The sequence below is a fragment of the Klebsiella sp. BDA134-6 genome (assembly GCF_015601345.1).
In the GTDB taxonomy this organism is placed as follows: domain Bacteria; phylum Pseudomonadota; class Gammaproteobacteria; order Enterobacterales; family Enterobacteriaceae; genus Klebsiella; species Klebsiella grimontii.
Genome location: NZ_CP064784.1, coordinates 1,038,149 through 1,053,356 on the forward strand (window position 1 = coordinate 1,038,149; position 15,208 = coordinate 1,053,356).

Here is a 15,208-nt window from a genome sequence, read left to right on the forward strand (position 1 = left end):
GTTTTTATCATTGTGCGCTTTTAAATTCCTTTTCTTTCATCTGCGTTATTCCTTTTTGCTGGCGGAAATACTATTTTCCGGCGTTGCCGTTCCGCTTTCTTTTGGCGGCATGTAGAAGGATACGGACGGACATGTTTATGTTGTTAAAAAACATAATAATTTCCCTTTTGTTACCTGATGAGCATGTAAAATGCTGGTTAAGAATGTCGCGGTTTAGTGCTATCCTGTATCGCCTGGACAACAAGTACCGTGTCCCGAACTATTCTGTCGATGAAGCCGGTAACAATATGATTTGTATGGTGAATTTTTAAAGTGAAAATCATGCGAGCGACATGATAACGCGTCGCGCAGTTCATAAATGGTCGCCTGAAAGCCAAAACGGTCGGGCGTCAATTTGAGAGATTTCTTCTTTCCCCCAATCGGGGAAACATTGAGAATCAGGCCTTTACGCCTGTAAGTTGCGGAGAAAAAGCATGGCGGGAGATGACCGCGAGCCGATCGGACGGAAGGGGAGACCCTCGCGCCCGGCAAAACAAAAGGTAACTCGTCGTCGGGTTCGGGAAGAGGACTACGATGACGATTACGATGATGACTATGAGGATGAAAAACCGATGCCGCGGAAAGGAAAAGGCAAAGGCGGTAAACCCCCTCGTCGTAAACGCGCCTGGCTATGGCTGCTGATTAAGATTGGGGTTGTCTGCGCGGTGTTGATTGCCGCCTATGGCGTCTACCTCGATCAGAAAATCCGTAGCCGCATTGATGGTAAAGTCTGGGATCTGCCCGCCGCGGTCTATGGCCGGATGGTCAACCTTGAGCCGGATATGCAGATCAGCAAAAACGAAATGGTGCGCCTGCTTAACGCCACGCAGTATCGCCAGGTGAGCGCGATGACGCGCCCGGGCGAATATACGGTACAGGCCAACAGTATCGAGATGATTCGCCGTCCGTTCGATTTCCCGGACAGTAAAGAAGGGCAGGTGCGCGCGCGTCTGACCTTCAACGGCGATCGCCTGGACACCATCGAGAATATGGATAATAACCGCCAGTTCGGTTTCTTCCGTCTCGATCCGCGCCTGATCACCATGCTGCAATCGGCCAACGGCGAACAGCGTCTGTTTGTTAAGCGCAACGGCTTCCCGGATCTGCTGGTTGATACCCTGCTGGCGACGGAAGACCGCCATTTCTACGAACACGACGGCATCAGTCTCTACTCGATTGGCCGCGCGGTGCTGGCGAACCTGACCGCCGGGCGTACGGTGCAGGGGGCGAGTACGCTGACCCAGCAGCTGGTGAAGAACCTGTTCCTCTCCAGCGAACGTTCTTACTGGCGTAAGGCTAACGAAGCCTATATGGCGCTGATCGTTGATGCCCGCTACAGCAAGGATCGTATCCTTGAGCTGTATATGAACGAAGTGTACCTCGGTCAGAGCGGCGATAACGAGATCCGCGGCTTCCCGCTGGCGAGCCTCTATTACTTTGGCCGTCCGGTGGAAGAGCTGAGCCTCGATCAGCAGGCGCTGCTGGTGGGGATGGTAAAAGGCGCGTCGGTCTACAACCCATGGCGTAACCCGAAACTGGCGCTGGAGCGACGCAACCTTGTGCTGCGTCTGCTGCAGCAGCAGCAGGTTATCGATCAGGAGCTGTATGACATGCTGAGCGCGCGTCCGCTGGGCGTACAGCCGCGCGGCGGGGTTATCTCTCCGCAGCCGGCGTTTATGCAGATGGTGCGCCAGGAGCTGCAGGCGAAACTGGGCGACAAAGTGAAAGATCTCTCTGGCGTGAAGATCTTCACCACCTTCGACTCAGTCGCGCAGGATGCGGCGGAAAAGGCGGCGACGGAAGGTATTCCGGCGCTGAAGAAACAGCGTAAGCTGCCGGATCTGGAAACCGCGATGGTGGTTGTCGACCGCTTCACCGGCGAGGTGCGGGCAATGGTCGGCGGGGCGGAGCCGCAGTTTGCCGGCTATAACCGCGCAATGCAGGCGCGCCGTTCGATTGGTTCACTGGCAAAACCGGCGACCTATCTGACCGCGCTGAGCCAGCCGAACCAGTATCGTCTCAATACCTGGATTGCCGATGCGCCAATCTCGATTCGTCTGTCTAACGGCCAGACATGGTCGCCGCAGAACGACGACCGTCGCTACAGCGATAGCGGTAAAGTGATGCTGGTCGACGCGCTAACGCGTTCAATGAACGTGCCGACGGTGAACCTCGGGATGGCGCTGGGCTTGCCGGCGGTGGTCGATACCTGGACTAAACTGGGCGCGCCGAAGAATCAGCTGAACGCGGTTCCGTCGATGCTGCTGGGGGCGTTGAACCTGACGCCGATTGAAGTGGCGCAGGCGTTCCAGACCATCGCCAGCGGGGGCAACCGCGCGCCGCTGTCAGCGCTGCGGTCCGTTATCGCCGAAGATGGTACCGTGCTCTATCAGAGCTATCCGCAGGCGGAGCGCGCGGTGCCGGCCCAGGCGGCTTACATGACGCTATGGACCATGCAGCAGGTTGTGCAGCGCGGTACCGGTCGCCAGCTGGGCGCGAAGTATCCGGGTCTGCATCTGGCGGGTAAAACCGGGACCACCAACAACAACGTTGATACCTGGTTTGCCGGTATTGACGGCGGTCAGGTGACCATTACCTGGGTGGGTCGCGATAATAACCAGCCGACCAAGCTGTACGGCGCCAGCGGCGCGATGTCGATTTATCAACGCTATCTGGCAAACCAGACCCCGACCCCGCTGGTGCTGACGCCGCCGGAAGATGTGGTGGATATGGGTGTCGATGGCAGCGGTAACTTTGTCTGCAGCGGCGGCATGCGTTCGCTGCCGGTATGGACGACCACGCCGGACGCGCTGTGCCGCCAGGGCGAACAGATCCAACAGCAGCAGCTTGAACAGCAACAGGCGAATAACCCGTTTAATCAGTCCGGGCAGCAGCAGCCGCAGCAAAACCAGCAGCAGCAACCGCCGAAGCAGGAGAAGAGCGATGGCGTCGCGGGCTGGATTAAGGATATGTTCGGCAGTAATTAACGATCCGCTTCATCCTTCAAGCCGACGTTTCGTCGCTTAAATGGATGCTGAAATAAAGGCCCCCTAATACCTCAGTATTAGGGGGCCTTTTTATATCGATAAATTAATTAACACCCGCTTAACTCCACACTTACCGTCTGGTTATTTATTCATCCTTTGATATTTCGTCAGGGGCATATTTCTTGCCTTGCCGCGATCGTTTCGCCTATTATGTCAGCCGTTATAATAATAATTCTCGTTTACGTTATCATTCACTTCTATTAGAGATATACCCATGGCGCGTCTTAAAACTGCTCAGCCAAATCACTCGCTGCGTAAACTCGCAGCTGTAGTAGCCACGGCGGTTAGCGGCATGTCTGTTTATGCACAGGCGGCAGTTGAACCGAAAGAAGAAACCATTACCGTTACTGCCGCTCCGGCCCCGCAGGAGAGCGCCTGGGGACCGGCAGCGACCATCGCGGCGCGACAATCGGCCACCGGAACCAAAACAGATACGCCTATTCAAAAGGTGCCACAGTCTATTTCCGTGGTGACCGCTGAGGAGATGGCGCTACATCAACCGAAGTCCGTTAAAGAAGCACTGAGCTATACGCCTGGTGTTGCCGTGGGAACGCGTGGTGCCTCTAATACTTATGACTATCTGATCATCCGCGGTTTCGCTGCTGATGGCCAAAGCCAGAATAACTTTCTGAATGGCCTGAAAATGCAGGGTAACTTCTATAATGATGCGGTGATTGATCCCTATATGCTGGAGCGTGCGGAAGTCATGCGCGGTCCGATTTCCGTACTTTACGGAAAGAGCAGTCCGGGTGGTTTGCTGAATATGGTCAGCAAACGTCCTACAACGGAGCCGCTAAAAGAAGTCCAGTTTAAAATGGGCACCGATAATCTATGGCAGACCGGTTTTGACTTCAGCGATGCGATTGACGAGGACGGCGTTTATTCTTATCGCCTGACTGGTCTGGCGCGCTCCGCTAATGCACAGCAGAAGGGCGCTGAGGAGCAACGTTACGCGATTGCACCCGCTTTTAGCTGGCGCCCGGATGACAAAACTAACTTTACGTTTCTCTCCTACTTTCAGAATGAGCCGGAGACTGGTTACTACGGGTGGTTGCCGAAAGAGGGAACGGTGTCACCGTTACCGAACGGTAATCGTCTCCCAACCGACTTCAACGAAGGCGCCAACAACAATACTTACTCACGTAATGAGAAAATGGTTGGCTATAGCTTTGACCACGAATTCAACGATACCTTTACGGTGCGCCAGAACCTGCGTTACGCGCAAAATAAAGTTTCGCAGAACAGTGTCTACGGCTATGGCATGTGTTCTGACCCACTTTATTCGAGCAACCCAACCACCAGCCCTTGCGCCAGTGTTCCTCAGTCACAATGGGGCCATACGCTGACCCGGCAGTACGTTATTGATAATGAAAAATTACAGAATTTCTCTGTCGATACCCAATTGCAAAGCAAGTTCGCAACCGGTTCAGTAGATCACGTTCTGCTGACTGGCGTCGATTTCATGCGGATGCGTAACGATATCGATTCCTGGTTTGGCTATGCGGGTTCAGTGACGCCATCCGATATCTATAATCTCGATCGCAGCGATTTTGATTTTGGTTCGCACCCAGGGCCATCAGGTGCTTATCAAGTGCTGAATAAACAGAAACAGACGGGTCTTTACGTACAGGACCAGGCGCAGTGGGATAAAGTGCTGGTTACTCTGGGTGGCCGTTACGACTGGGCGAAGCAGGATTCGTTGAACCGTGTTTCCGCTACGCAGAGCTCCAGAAATGATAAACAATTTACCTGGCGCGGTGGTGTTAACTACCTGTTCGATAACGGTATAACGCCTTATTTCAGTTATAGCGAATCGTTTGAGCCAGCCTCGCAGACCGGCGCAAGCGGTAATGTTTTTGCTCCGTCTAAAGGTAAACAGTACGAAGCTGGTGTGAAATACGTACCCAACGATCGTCCTATCGTGATTACCGGTGCCCTCTATCAGTTGACCAAAACCAATAACCTGATGGCCGATCCTGCAGGTTCGCTTTTCTCGGTTGAAGGTGGTGAAATTCGTTCGCGCGGCGTGGAGATTGAAGCCAAAGCTGCGCTTTCAGCTAGTGTCAACGTTGTCGGTTCTTATACCTATACCGATGCGCAATACACTACGGATACCTCCTACAAAGGTAACACGCCGGCACAGGTGCCAAAACATATGGCATCCCTGTGGGGGGACTACACCTTATTTAACGGTCCTCTGTCTGGACTGACATTGGGTACTGGCGCACGTTTCACTGGCTCCAGCTATGGTGATCCAGCGAACTCCTTTAAGGTGGGTAGCTACACGGTTGTTGATGCATTAGTCCGTTATGACCTGGCCCGCGTGGGTATGGCGGGTTCTAACGTGGCGCTTCACGTGAACAACTTGTTTGACCGAGAGTATGTGGCAAGCTGCTTTAATACTTATGGCTGCTTCTGGGGCGCTGAGCGCCAGGTTGTGGCGACCGCGACTTTCCGTTTCTAACCACTTAACGGGCGCGGTTCGCCGCGCCTCTGACCAGGTTCCGTTATGCAGGAAAACATTCCGCACTCCGATACGACGTTTTCACTGGACCGCGTGACCTTCCGCGTGCCCGGCCGAACGCTGCTGCATCCTCTGTCGTTAACCTTCCCGGCGGGAAAAGTCACCGGCCTGATTGGCCATAACGGCTCCGGTAAATCAACGCTGCTGAAAATGCTTGGCCGCCATCAGCCGCCGTCGGACGGGGATATTTTGCTCGACGGCCAGCCGCTCGACAGCTGGGGCAGCAAAGCGTTTGCCCGCAAAGTCGCCTATCTGCCGCAGCAGCTGCCGCCGGCGGAAGGCATGACGGTGCGTGAGCTGGTGGCGATCGGTCGCTACCCGTGGCACGGGGCGCTAGGGCGTTTTGGCGCGGCGGATCGGGAGAAAGTGGAAGAGGCGATAGCGCTGGTCGGGCTAAAACCGCTGGCCCACCGGCTGGTGGACAGCCTCTCCGGCGGTGAACGCCAGCGCGCGTGGATTGCCATGCTGGTGGCCCAGGATAGCCGCTGCCTGCTGCTTGATGAACCGACCTCGGCGCTGGATATCGCCCATCAGGTGGATGTGCTGGCGCTGGTTCATCGCCTCAGCCAGCAGCGCGGGCTGACGGTGATCGCCGTACTGCATGATATCAATATGGCTGCGCGCTACTGTGACTATCTGGTTGCGCTGCGCGGCGGTGAGATGATCGCTCAGGGAACGCCCGAGGCGCTGATGCGCAGCGAAACCCTGGAACAAATTTACGGCATCCCGATGGGGATCCTGCCGCATCCGGCTGGCGCAGCGCCGGTAAGTTTTGTCTATTGATGGAAAACCTCACATTCATCACGCGGCGGCGCCTGCTGACCGCGATGGCGCTGTCGCCCCTGCTATGGCAGATGCGCGGCGCGCGGGCGGCGGAAGTGGATCCGCAGCGTATTGTCGCGCTCGAATGGCTGCCGGTAGAGCTGCTGCTGGCGCTGGGCGTCACGCCCTACGGCGTTGCCGATATCCCTAACTACCGGCTGTGGGTCAATGAACCGGCGCTACCTGACTCGGTGATTGACGTCGGGCTGCGCACAGAGCCCAATCTGGAGCTGCTGACCCAGATGAAGCCATCGTTTCTGGTCTGGTCGGCGGGGTATGGACCTTCGGCGGAAAAGCTGGCGCGTATTGCGCCCGGGCGAGGATTTACCTTCAGCGACGGTAAGCGCCCGCTGACGATGGCTCAGCAGTCGCTGAGCGAAATGGCTGAACTGATCGGTAAGCAGCAGCAAGCGAAACGTCATCTGGCTGAGTTTGACGCGCTGATGGAGAGTCTGCGCCCGCGCTTTGCCCGGCGCGGCGATCGTCCGCTGCTGATGATCACTCTGCTTGATACCCGGCACGTGCTGGTTTTTGCGCAAAACAGCCTGTTCCAGGAAGTGCTCGACCGTTTTGCCATCAACAATGCCTGGCAGGGGGAAACCACCTTCTGGGGCAGCGTCACTGTGGGTATTGACCGGCTGGCGGCATATAAAGACGCTGACGTTATCTGCTTCGACCACGGCAATGCGCGAGAGATGGCGCAGCTTATGGCGACGCCGCTGTGGCGGGCTATGCCGTTCATTCGCGAAGGGCGTTTTCAGCGTGTCCCGGCGGTATGGTTCTATGGCGCGACGCTATCGGCGATGCATTTTGCCCGCGTGCTGGCCGATGCTCAGGGAGGCCCGGCGTGAGATCGCGAATTTCGCCATTGGCGGCATTACTGCTCTTAATTCTCCTTAGCGTGGCTTCGGCGCTAACGCTGTTCAACCTCAACGTGGCGCTGCCGCGAAGCGAGTGGGGACAGGCGCTCTGGCAGCCGAATATCGATAATATTGCCCAGATGCTGTTCCACTACAGCCTGCTGCCGCGGCTGGCGATATCGCTGCTGGTCGGCGCCGGGCTGGGGCTGGTGGGCGTGCTGTTCCAGCAGGTGCTGCGTAACCCGCTGGCGGAGCCGACGACGCTCGGCGTGGCGACCGGGGCGCAGTTAGGCATGACGGTGACCACGCTGTGGGCAATCCCTGGCGTGCTGGCGTCGCAGTTTGCCGCGCTGGCCGGAGCATGCATTGTCGGCGCGCTGGTATTTGGCGTTTCGTGGGGCAAACGCCTCTCGCCGGTGACGTTGATTCTGGCAGGATTGGTGGTGAGTCTCTACTGCGGCGCGCTTAATCAACTGATGGCGATCTTCCATCATGACCAGCTGCAAAGTATGTTCCTGTGGAGTACCGGCACCCTGACGCAGACCGACTGGAGCGTGGTGCAGCGGCTGTGGCCGCAGTTGCTGGGCGGAGCGATGCTAACCCTCCTGCTGCTGCGTCCGCTGACCCTGATGGGGCTGGACGACGGCGTGGCGCGCAACCTAGGTCTGGCGCTCTCGCTGGCGCGGCTGGGGGCATTGACCCTGGCGATTATCATCAGCGCCCTGTTGGTGAATGCGGTGGGGATTATTGGTTTTATCGGTCTGTTCGCGCCGCTGCTGGCGAAGATGCTGGGCGCTCGCCGACTGCTATCGCGCCTGCTGCTGGCGGCCCTGATTGGCGCGCTGCTGCTGTGGCTCTCCGATCAGCTCATCCTGTGGCTGGCCCGGGTGTGGATGGAGGTCTCCACCGGTTCGGTGACCGCGCTGATTGGCGCGCCGCTGCTGTTATGGCTGCTGCCGCGCCTGCGCAGCATTAGCGCGCCGGTGATGAACGGTGGCGATAAAGTGCTGGCTGAACGCCAACATGTGCTGTGGTTCGCGCTGGGCGGGCTGGCTATTCTGCTGCTGGCCATCGTCGCGTCGCTGGCTTTCGGCCGCGATGCGCAGGGCTGGCACTGGGCCAGCGGTACGTTACTGGATCAGCTGATGCCCTGGCGCTGGCCGCGCATTCTGGCGGCGCTGTTCGCTGGCGTGATGCTGGCGGTAGCGGGCTGCATTATCCAACGCTTAACCGGAAATCCAATGGCCAGTCCGGAAGTGCTCGGCATCAGCTCGGGCGCGGCGTTCGGCGTGGTGCTGATGCTGTTCTTGGTGCCGGGAAATGCCTTTGGCTGGCTGCTGCCCGCCGGTAGCCTCGGTGCGGCGGCGACGCTGCTGGTCATTCTGATTGCCGCCGGGCGCGGCGGATTTTCGCCGCACCGTATGCTGCTGGCGGGGATGGCGCTGAGCACCGCGTTTACCATGCTGCTGATGATGCTGCAGGCCAGCGGCGATCCGCGAATGGCGCAGATCCTGACATGGATTTCCGGCTCCACCTACAGTGCGACGCCGGAGCTGGTGGTGCGCAGCGGCGTGATGATGCTGATCCTGCTGGCGCTGGCCCCGCTTTGCCGCCGCTGGCTGACGATTCTGCCGCTGGGCGGCGAGGCGGCGAGGGCGGTCGGTATGGCGCTGACGCCGTCACGCATCGGGCTACTGCTGCTGGCGGCATGTTTGACCGCGACCGCGACGCTGACGATTGGTCCGCTCAGTTTCGTGGGGCTAATGGCGCCGCATATTGCGCGTATGATGGGCTTCCGGCGTACGATACCGCATATGGTGATCTCTGGCCTGATTGGCGGAGTGCTGCTGGTATTCGCCGACTGGTGCGGCCGAATGATGCTGTTCCCGTACCAGATCCCGGCGGGCTTGTTGTCGACTTTTATTGGTGCGCCGTACTTTATCTATCTATTAAGAAAACAGAGCCGGTAGCTTTTCCGCATCGCGATGCCCGGCGGGTGTCGCGATGTTATAAGCCGCTTATTGATTTTCAAAGAGTACAGCACTTCGGAGAGGCATTGCCGGGGCTGAGCAGCCCCGGCAATCAGAGTTACAGCTTCGCGAAGGCGTTACGCGCGGCGGCAACGGTGTTGTCGATATCTTCTTCGCTGTGGGCGATGGACATAAATCCAGCTTCAAACGCCGACGGCGCCAGATAGACGCCCTCTTCCAGCATCAGGTGGAAGAAGCGTTTGAAACGCTCTACGTCGCATTTGACCACGTCCTGGTAGCAGGTCACGGTTGGCGCGTCGGTAAAGAAAATGCCGAACATGCCGCCAACATTATTCACCACCAGCGGAATACCGGCATCGCGAGCGGCGTCCAGCAGACCCTGAGCCAGCTGGTTGGTCAGTTCGGTTAGCGTCTCGTGCACACCGGGCTGCGCCACTTCGCTTAAGCAGGCGAAACCTGCCGCCATCGCGATGGGGTTGCCGGAGAGGGTGCCTGCCTGATAAACCGGGCCGGTCGGCGCGAGGGCATCCATCACTTCCCGACGGCCGCCGAATGCGCCTACTGGCATACCGCCGCCGATGATTTTGCCAAGGCAGGTTAGATCCGGCACCACGCCGTAGTAATCCTGCGCGCCGGCCAGCGCCACGCGGAAGCCGGTCATCACTTCATCGATAATCAGCAGCGCGCCGAATTCGTCGCACAGCGCGCGCAGGCCTGGCAGAAACTCCGGCAGCGGCGGGATGCAGTTCATATTACCGGCCACCGGCTCAACGATGATGCAGGCGATATCCTGCGGGTACTGCTCGAACGCGGCGCGAACCGAGGACAGATCGTTATAGGTACAGGTCAGGGTGTGTTTAGCGAAGTCCGCCGGCACGCCCGGCGAATTCGGTTGGCCGAGCGTCAGCGCGCCTGAGCCGGCCTTCACCAGCAGGCAGTCGGCGTGGCCGTGGTAGCAGCCTTCGAACTTAATGATTTTGTCACGGCCGGTGAAGCCACGGGCCAGGCGAATGGCGCTCATGGTCGCTTCGGTACCGGAGTTCACCATGCGAACCATATCCATGGTCGGGACCAGTTCGGTAACCAGCGCCGCCATTTTGACTTCCATCTCGGTTGGCGCGCCAAAGCTTAAACCGCGTTCGGCGGCTTCAATGACCGCGTTGCGGATGGCCGGGTGGTTGTGACCCAGCACCATTGGGCCCCAGGAACCGACATAATCGATATACGCTTTACCATCAACGTCGTAAAGGTAAGCGCCGTCGGCGCGCTCGATAAACAGCGGCGTACCGCCGACGCCGGTAAAGGCACGTACCGGAGAGTTCACGCCGCCGGGAATAAGTTCACGCGCAGCGTTATACAGATTTTCAGATTTGCTCATTGCCTGGGTCCTGGTTCGTGAAAAATGTTTTGTCGGTTATTCTAAGTTATTCCAGGAAGGTTATATACCCGTCATACTTCAAGTTGCAGGTGTGTTGGCTGCGCTCGTTCACCCGAATCACTTACCAGAGTAAGCTCATCGGGATTCACTCTTTTGCCGCCTTCCTGCAACTCGAATTATTTAGGTATGAAAGTTTTGCCCAATTGAAACAATGGGCTCGCAGCGCATTTTTTTGACGACGGCGCTTGTCCGGTTGGCTAGAATGCCTTTCTTTCTATTTGTATTACTCATCATTGATAATGGCATGAAAGCAGAAAATCCCTCTTCTTCAGCACATCAGTTCGTACGCGTTCGCCGCAGCGATGCCGTGCGTCGGTTGATTCAGCGTGATAAGACGCCGCTGGCGGTGTTATTAATGGCCGCTGTTGTCGGAACGCTGGCGGGGCTGGTAGGCGTCGCGTTTGAGAAAAGCGTCAACTGGGTGCAGAACCTGCGTATTGGCGCGCTGGTAGAAGTGGCTGACCACTGGTTTCTGGTGTGGCCGCTGGCCTTTATTCTCTCCGCTTTGCTGGCGATGGTGGGCTATTTCCTCGTGCGGCGTTTTGCGCCGGAAGCGGGCGGCTCCGGGATACCGGAAATTGAAGGCGCGCTGGAAGAGCTGCGTCCCGTCCGCTGGTGGCGCGTGCTGCCGGTGAAGTTTATCGGCGGGATGGGTACGCTGGGCGCGGGAATGGTGCTGGGACGCGAAGGGCCGATGGTCCAGCTCGGGGGCAATCTGGGGCGCATGGTGGTGGACGTGTTCCGCATGCGCAGTCCGGAAGCGCGCCATACGCTGCTGGCGACCGGCGCCGCGGCGGGGCTCTCCGCTGCCTTTAACGCGCCGCTCGCCGGGATCCTGTTTATCATTGAGGAGATGCGCCCGCAGTTTCGCTACAATCTGATCTCTATTAAAGCCGTGTTTACCGGCGTGATTATGGCCACCATTGTTTTCCGTATCTTCAACGGCGATAAAGCGGTTATTGAGGTCGGTAAGCTCAGCAATGCGCCGGTCAACACCCTGTGGTTGTATTTGATCCTCGGGATGATTTTTGGCTGCATTGGCCCACTGTTTAATACGCTGGTGCTGCGTACCCAGGATATGTTCCAGCGGATCCACGGCGGCAATATCAAAAAGTGGGTGCTGATTGGCGGCCTGATCGGCGGCAGCTGCGGCGTGCTGGGGCTGATTCAGCCAACGGCGTCCGGCGGCGGGTTTAACCTGATCCCTATCGCCGCGGCGGGCAATTTTTCCGTTGGCCTGCTCCTGTTTATTTTTATCGCGCGGGTGATCACCACGCTGCTCTGCTTCTCTTCCGGCGCGCCCGGCGGTATCTTTGCGCCGATGCTGGCGCTGGGGACGCTGCTGGGGACGGCGTTTGGCATGGCGGCGACGCCGCTGTTTCCGGCCTATCATCTGGATGCAGGAACTTTTGCCATCGCCGGGATGGGCGCGCTGCTCGCCGCCTCGGTCCGCGCGCCGTTGACCGGCATCGTTCTGGTGCTGGAGATGACCGATAACTATCAGCTCATTTTGCCAATGATTATTACCTGTCTCGGCGCAACACTATTGGCACAATTCCTCGGCGGTAAGCCTTTATACTCGACAATCCTGCAGCGCACCCTGGCAAAACAAAAGGCGGAGCAGGAAGCCAAGGCGCAGCCGGTCGGCGGGGAGAATACTTGAACGATTTACTCGGGTATTGGATAATGGCTCAAAAGGTCGGGTTATTCTTTAACCGGTCAGAAGTATCAATGGGAGCATAAAATGAGTGATGACGTAGCGTTGCCGCTGGAGTTTACCGAAGCCGCAGCGATTAAAGTAAAAGACCTGATTGCTGATGAAGACAATCCCAACCTGAAACTGCGCGTATATATCACCGGCGGTGGCTGCAGCGGTTTCCAGTACGGTTTTACCTTCGACGATCAGGTTAACGAAGGCGATATGACTATTGAGAAGCAGGGCGTCGGCCTGGTGGTTGACCCAATGAGCCTGCAGTATCTGGTCGGCGGCGCCGTCGATTATACCGAAGGTCTGGAAGGTTCACGTTTTATCGTGACCAACCCGAATGCGAAAAGCACCTGCGGCTGCGGCTCCTCGTTCAGCGTCTAAAGATAGCGCGGCCTCCCCTGAACTCTCCCGCAGAGAGAGGGAGCCAACGCTAAAAACGGTAACGTTAAGGTTACCGTTTTGCTTTTCTTACCGCCCATTCTCATCAAGCGCAAAAGTTGGCAGCTTCAGATGCCAGCGGATTGCCGCCAGCCTGATGACCAGCGTGACCACCATACCTATCATCGCCGCGTTTTCTAACGGAACCTGAAAAGTGTAGTACGCCGTCGCATGCACGATGCCACCAACGATGCAGGCCGTCGCGTAGATTTCCGTACGCAGTATCATCGGGATTTCGCGCGCCAGCACATCGCGGATGATCCCCCCGCCGACGCCGGTGACGACGCCCATACAGACGGCCACCAGGGGCCCGCTATGGGCAATAAAGGCTTTGTTGACGCCGATACCGACAAACACCGCCAGACCAACGGCGTCCAGCACTGGCAGTACCCATTTAGGTAACCGGCGCGGCTGGCGCACCAGCAGGATAGTGAACATGCTGGTAACCATCGCCACCACCAGATCGGTAGGATCTTTAACCCAAAATACCGGGCCGTTAGCAAGGGCCATATCGCGAATGGTCCCGCCGCCCACCGCGGTAACCACGCCTAATACCAGCACGCCGAAAGGGTCCATGCGCAGCTTTCCAGCCAGCAGGACGCCGGAGATGGCAAACACGGCGGTGCCAATAATATCCAGCCAATAGACAAGCATCGTCAGTTCCCACTTATTGTCTATCCCATCAGGTTATTTCATTTGCCAGTTTGACCCTGGTCAGCGCTTACGAACCTCACGTACTGCGTGTACGCTGCGGTTGCTCCGCGCTGTCCTCCAAACTGGCTGCAACAATTGCGCCTGGTGGGATAGGTTCTGAGCACCTGGGTTAGCAGGTGGTTATTTTATCTGCTCGAGCGCAGTACAGAGTTGTTTTGCGGCGAGGATAATACGTGGGCTCGCGCGTTCAAACCAGTCGCCATGTAGCGCAATAAACGAAATTTTTAGCTGATTCTGCCAATAGCGCTCAACGGCGGGAAGTTGACTGGCGTCGCCGGCGATGACAATGGCCTGAGGCTGCCTTGCCAGTACCTGTTCACGGCTCACCTGCGGCCAGGGAACCCGGCTGGCGGCAAAAATGTTTTCTCCACCGCACAGGGTCAGAACCTGATCCTGAATCGATCCTTTTCTGGTGGTAAAGAGCGGGCTGGCGCCGAACTGTAAAAAAACGCGTTTTTTCGGCCCGCTCGCATAGCGGGCTTTTAAGGTCTGGTACTCGTCCTGCATTTTCTGCGCCGCCTGCCGCGCCTTTTCCGGCTGCGGGCTCCACTGCGCCAGTTGGCGAAGCGTTGCGATAATGTCTTCAATGGTCGCCGTTTCGACCCAGATGACTTTTATCCCGAGCGAGCTTAGCTGATTCACCTGACGTTCAGCGTTGCCGCCGCGCCACGCCAGCACCATGTCGGGCTTGAGGGCGACGATGCGTTCCAGATTCATCCCTTGCCAGCTGGAAACCTGCTCTATTTTTGCGGCTTCGGGGGGATAATCGGAATAGCTGCTGACGCCAACCGGCGTAATGCCGGCGGCAAACGCCAGTTCAGTATTGGCAGGAGAGAGCGTAATCACCCGCGGCGCGGCGAAAAGCCACGCCGGGGCGAGCAGCAACAGGACGGCAAGCGCCGCGTTGAGCGACTTAGCCACGGGCCAGGCGCTGCACCAGGTTTTCCACCATCAGGGTGGATTGCTTCGCGGCAACGGCGAGAAACTCGTCGAAGCTCAGATGCGACTGCTGGTCGGCAACGTCAGAGATCGCGCGAACGACAACAAACGGTACACCATAGTTGTGGCAGACGTGCGCGATGGCTGTGGCTTCCATTTCTACCGCGACGGCCTGCGGGAAGTTGTGGCGGATTTTTGCGAGGCCAATAGAACCGTTGATGAAGGCGTCGCCGCTGACGATCAGTCCGCGTACCGCATTCAGGTTCAGCGCCTTGATGCAGGTCTCCGCGGCGGCAATCAGCTTATCATCGGCTTTGAAACCGGCAGGGCAGCCCGGCAGCTGGCCATACTCATAGCCAAACGCGGTGACGTCCGCGTCGTGATAGCGCGTTTCGTCGGAGACGACGATATCGCCGACCTTCAGGGTTGATGCCAGACCGCCCGCGGAACCGGTGTTAATAATCACATCCGGCTTGCAGTGCTCCATCAGCAGGGTCGCGCCCATGGCGGCGGCCACTTTGCCAATACCCGATTTCAACAGAGCGACGTCAATACCCTGAAGCTGGCCGGTGTAGATTTCGCTGCCGCCGATAGTGAGGGTCTGGCGGTTGTCGATTTTGTCGCGCAGAAGGGTAACTTCTTCTTCCATTGCGCCAATAATACCGATTTTCATAGATTTACTCGCGAT

Annotated in this window: 11 protein-coding genes; 7 read left to right on the forward strand and 4 right to left on the reverse strand. The window is 57.7% G+C overall.

Annotated features, from left to right (window positions below; genetic code table 11):
• Positions 1-473: 473 nt before the first annotated feature.
• The 5 genes from mrcB (at position 474) to fhuB (ending at position 9,262) form a co-directional block, all read left to right on the forward strand.
• Positions 474-3,026, forward strand: a complete 2,553-nt coding sequence (mrcB, locus tag IYV58_RS04800) for a bifunctional glycosyl transferase/transpeptidase (protein ID WP_004129087.1) — start codon at positions 474-476, stop codon at positions 3,024-3,026.
• 274 nt (positions 3,027-3,300) lie between these two features.
• A complete protein-coding gene (gene fhuA, locus IYV58_RS04805) occupies positions 3,301-5,550 on the forward strand; it encodes a ferrichrome porin FhuA (protein ID WP_004129088.1) in 2,250 nt (749 codons plus the stop codon).
• Between the two features lie 45 nt (positions 5,551-5,595).
• Positions 5,596-6,393 (forward strand): Fe3+-hydroxamate ABC transporter ATP-binding protein FhuC, encoded by a 798-nt coding sequence (gene fhuC / locus IYV58_RS04810; RefSeq protein ID WP_004129090.1) that lies wholly within the window; start codon positions 5,596-5,598, stop codon positions 6,391-6,393.
• Complete coding sequence (gene fhuD, locus IYV58_RS04815) at positions 6,393-7,283, forward strand: Fe(3+)-hydroxamate ABC transporter substrate-binding protein FhuD (RefSeq protein WP_004129091.1); 891 nt, start codon at positions 6,393-6,395, stop codon at positions 7,281-7,283. The genes fhuC and fhuD overlap by 1 nt, the downstream gene beginning before the upstream one ends.
• Positions 7,280-9,262, forward strand: coding sequence for a Fe(3+)-hydroxamate ABC transporter permease FhuB (gene fhuB, locus IYV58_RS04820; protein ID WP_004129092.1), 1,983 nt, complete (start codon positions 7,280-7,282; stop codon positions 9,260-9,262). Before fhuD ends, fhuB begins: the two co-directional genes overlap by 4 nt.
• Before the next feature lie 118 nt (positions 9,263-9,380).
• Here the strand turns inward: fhuB and hemL are convergent, their stop codons facing one another.
• A complete protein-coding gene (hemL, locus tag IYV58_RS04825; protein WP_004129093.1) occupies positions 9,381-10,661 on the reverse strand; it encodes a glutamate-1-semialdehyde 2,1-aminomutase in 1,281 nt (426 codons plus the stop codon).
• A 304-nt stretch (positions 10,662-10,965) separates the two neighbouring features.
• Here hemL and clcA point away from each other — a divergent pair, with 304 nt between their 5' ends.
• The gene (gene clcA / locus IYV58_RS04830; RefSeq protein WP_032742254.1) at positions 10,966-12,384 is read left to right on the forward strand and encodes a H(+)/Cl(-) exchange transporter ClcA; all 1,419 of its coding nucleotides are present in this window, start codon (positions 10,966-10,968) and stop codon (positions 12,382-12,384) included.
• 81 nt (positions 12,385-12,465) lie between these two features.
• On the forward strand, positions 12,466-12,810 hold the full coding sequence (gene erpA / locus IYV58_RS04835) for an iron-sulfur cluster insertion protein ErpA (RefSeq protein WP_004098733.1): 345 nt from the start codon (positions 12,466-12,468) through the stop codon (positions 12,808-12,810).
• A gap of 87 nt (positions 12,811-12,897) precedes the next feature.
• Here erpA and IYV58_RS04840 read toward each other — a convergent pair whose 3' ends face one another.
• The 3 genes from IYV58_RS04840 to mtnN all read right to left on the reverse strand — a co-directional run bounded on the left by IYV58_RS04840 (position 12,898) and on the right by mtnN (position 15,193).
• Positions 12,898-13,521, reverse strand: a complete 624-nt coding sequence (locus tag IYV58_RS04840) for a TRIC cation channel family protein (protein WP_004129095.1) — start codon at positions 13,519-13,521, stop codon at positions 12,898-12,900.
• 180 nt (positions 13,522-13,701) lie between these two features.
• Positions 13,702-14,502 carry a vitamin B12 ABC transporter substrate-binding protein BtuF gene (gene btuF, locus IYV58_RS04845; RefSeq protein ID WP_142468512.1) on the reverse strand — a complete coding sequence of 267 codons (801 nt, stop codon included), beginning with the start codon at positions 14,500-14,502 and terminating at the stop codon, positions 13,702-13,704.
• Positions 14,495-15,193: a 5'-methylthioadenosine/S-adenosylhomocysteine nucleosidase gene (gene mtnN, locus IYV58_RS04850; protein ID WP_004129100.1), complete on the reverse strand. Its 699-nt coding sequence runs from the start codon at positions 15,191-15,193 to the stop codon at positions 14,495-14,497. The genes btuF and mtnN overlap by 8 nt, the downstream gene beginning before the upstream one ends.
• Positions 15,194-15,208: the final 15 nt, after the last annotated feature.

Bases quoted from the DNA above. Each gene is read 5' to 3' on its own strand.
- mrcB (WP_004129087.1), top strand. From the start codon at position 474: ATGGCGGGAGATGACCGCGAGCCGATCGGACGGAAGGGGAGACCCTCG.
- fhuA (WP_004129088.1), top strand. From the start codon at position 3,301: ATGGCGCGTCTTAAAACTGCTCAGCCAAATCACTCGCTGCGTAAACTC.
- fhuC (WP_004129090.1), top strand. From the start codon at position 5,596: ATGCAGGAAAACATTCCGCACTCCGATACGACGTTTTCACTGGACCGC.
- fhuD (WP_004129091.1), top strand. From the start codon at position 6,393: ATGGAAAACCTCACATTCATCACGCGGCGGCGCCTGCTGACCGCGATG.
- hemL (WP_004129093.1), bottom strand. From the start codon at position 10,661: ATGAGCAAATCTGAAAATCTGTATAACGCTGCGCGTGAACTTATTCCC.
- clcA (WP_032742254.1), top strand. From the start codon at position 10,966: ATGAAAGCAGAAAATCCCTCTTCTTCAGCACATCAGTTCGTACGCGTT.
- erpA (WP_004098733.1), top strand. From the start codon at position 12,466: ATGAGTGATGACGTAGCGTTGCCGCTGGAGTTTACCGAAGCCGCAGCG.
- IYV58_RS04840 (WP_004129095.1), bottom strand. From the start codon at position 13,521: ATGCTTGTCTATTGGCTGGATATTATTGGCACCGCCGTGTTTGCCATC.
- mtnN (WP_004129100.1), bottom strand. From the start codon at position 15,193: ATGAAAATCGGTATTATTGGCGCAATGGAAGAAGAAGTTACCCTTCTG.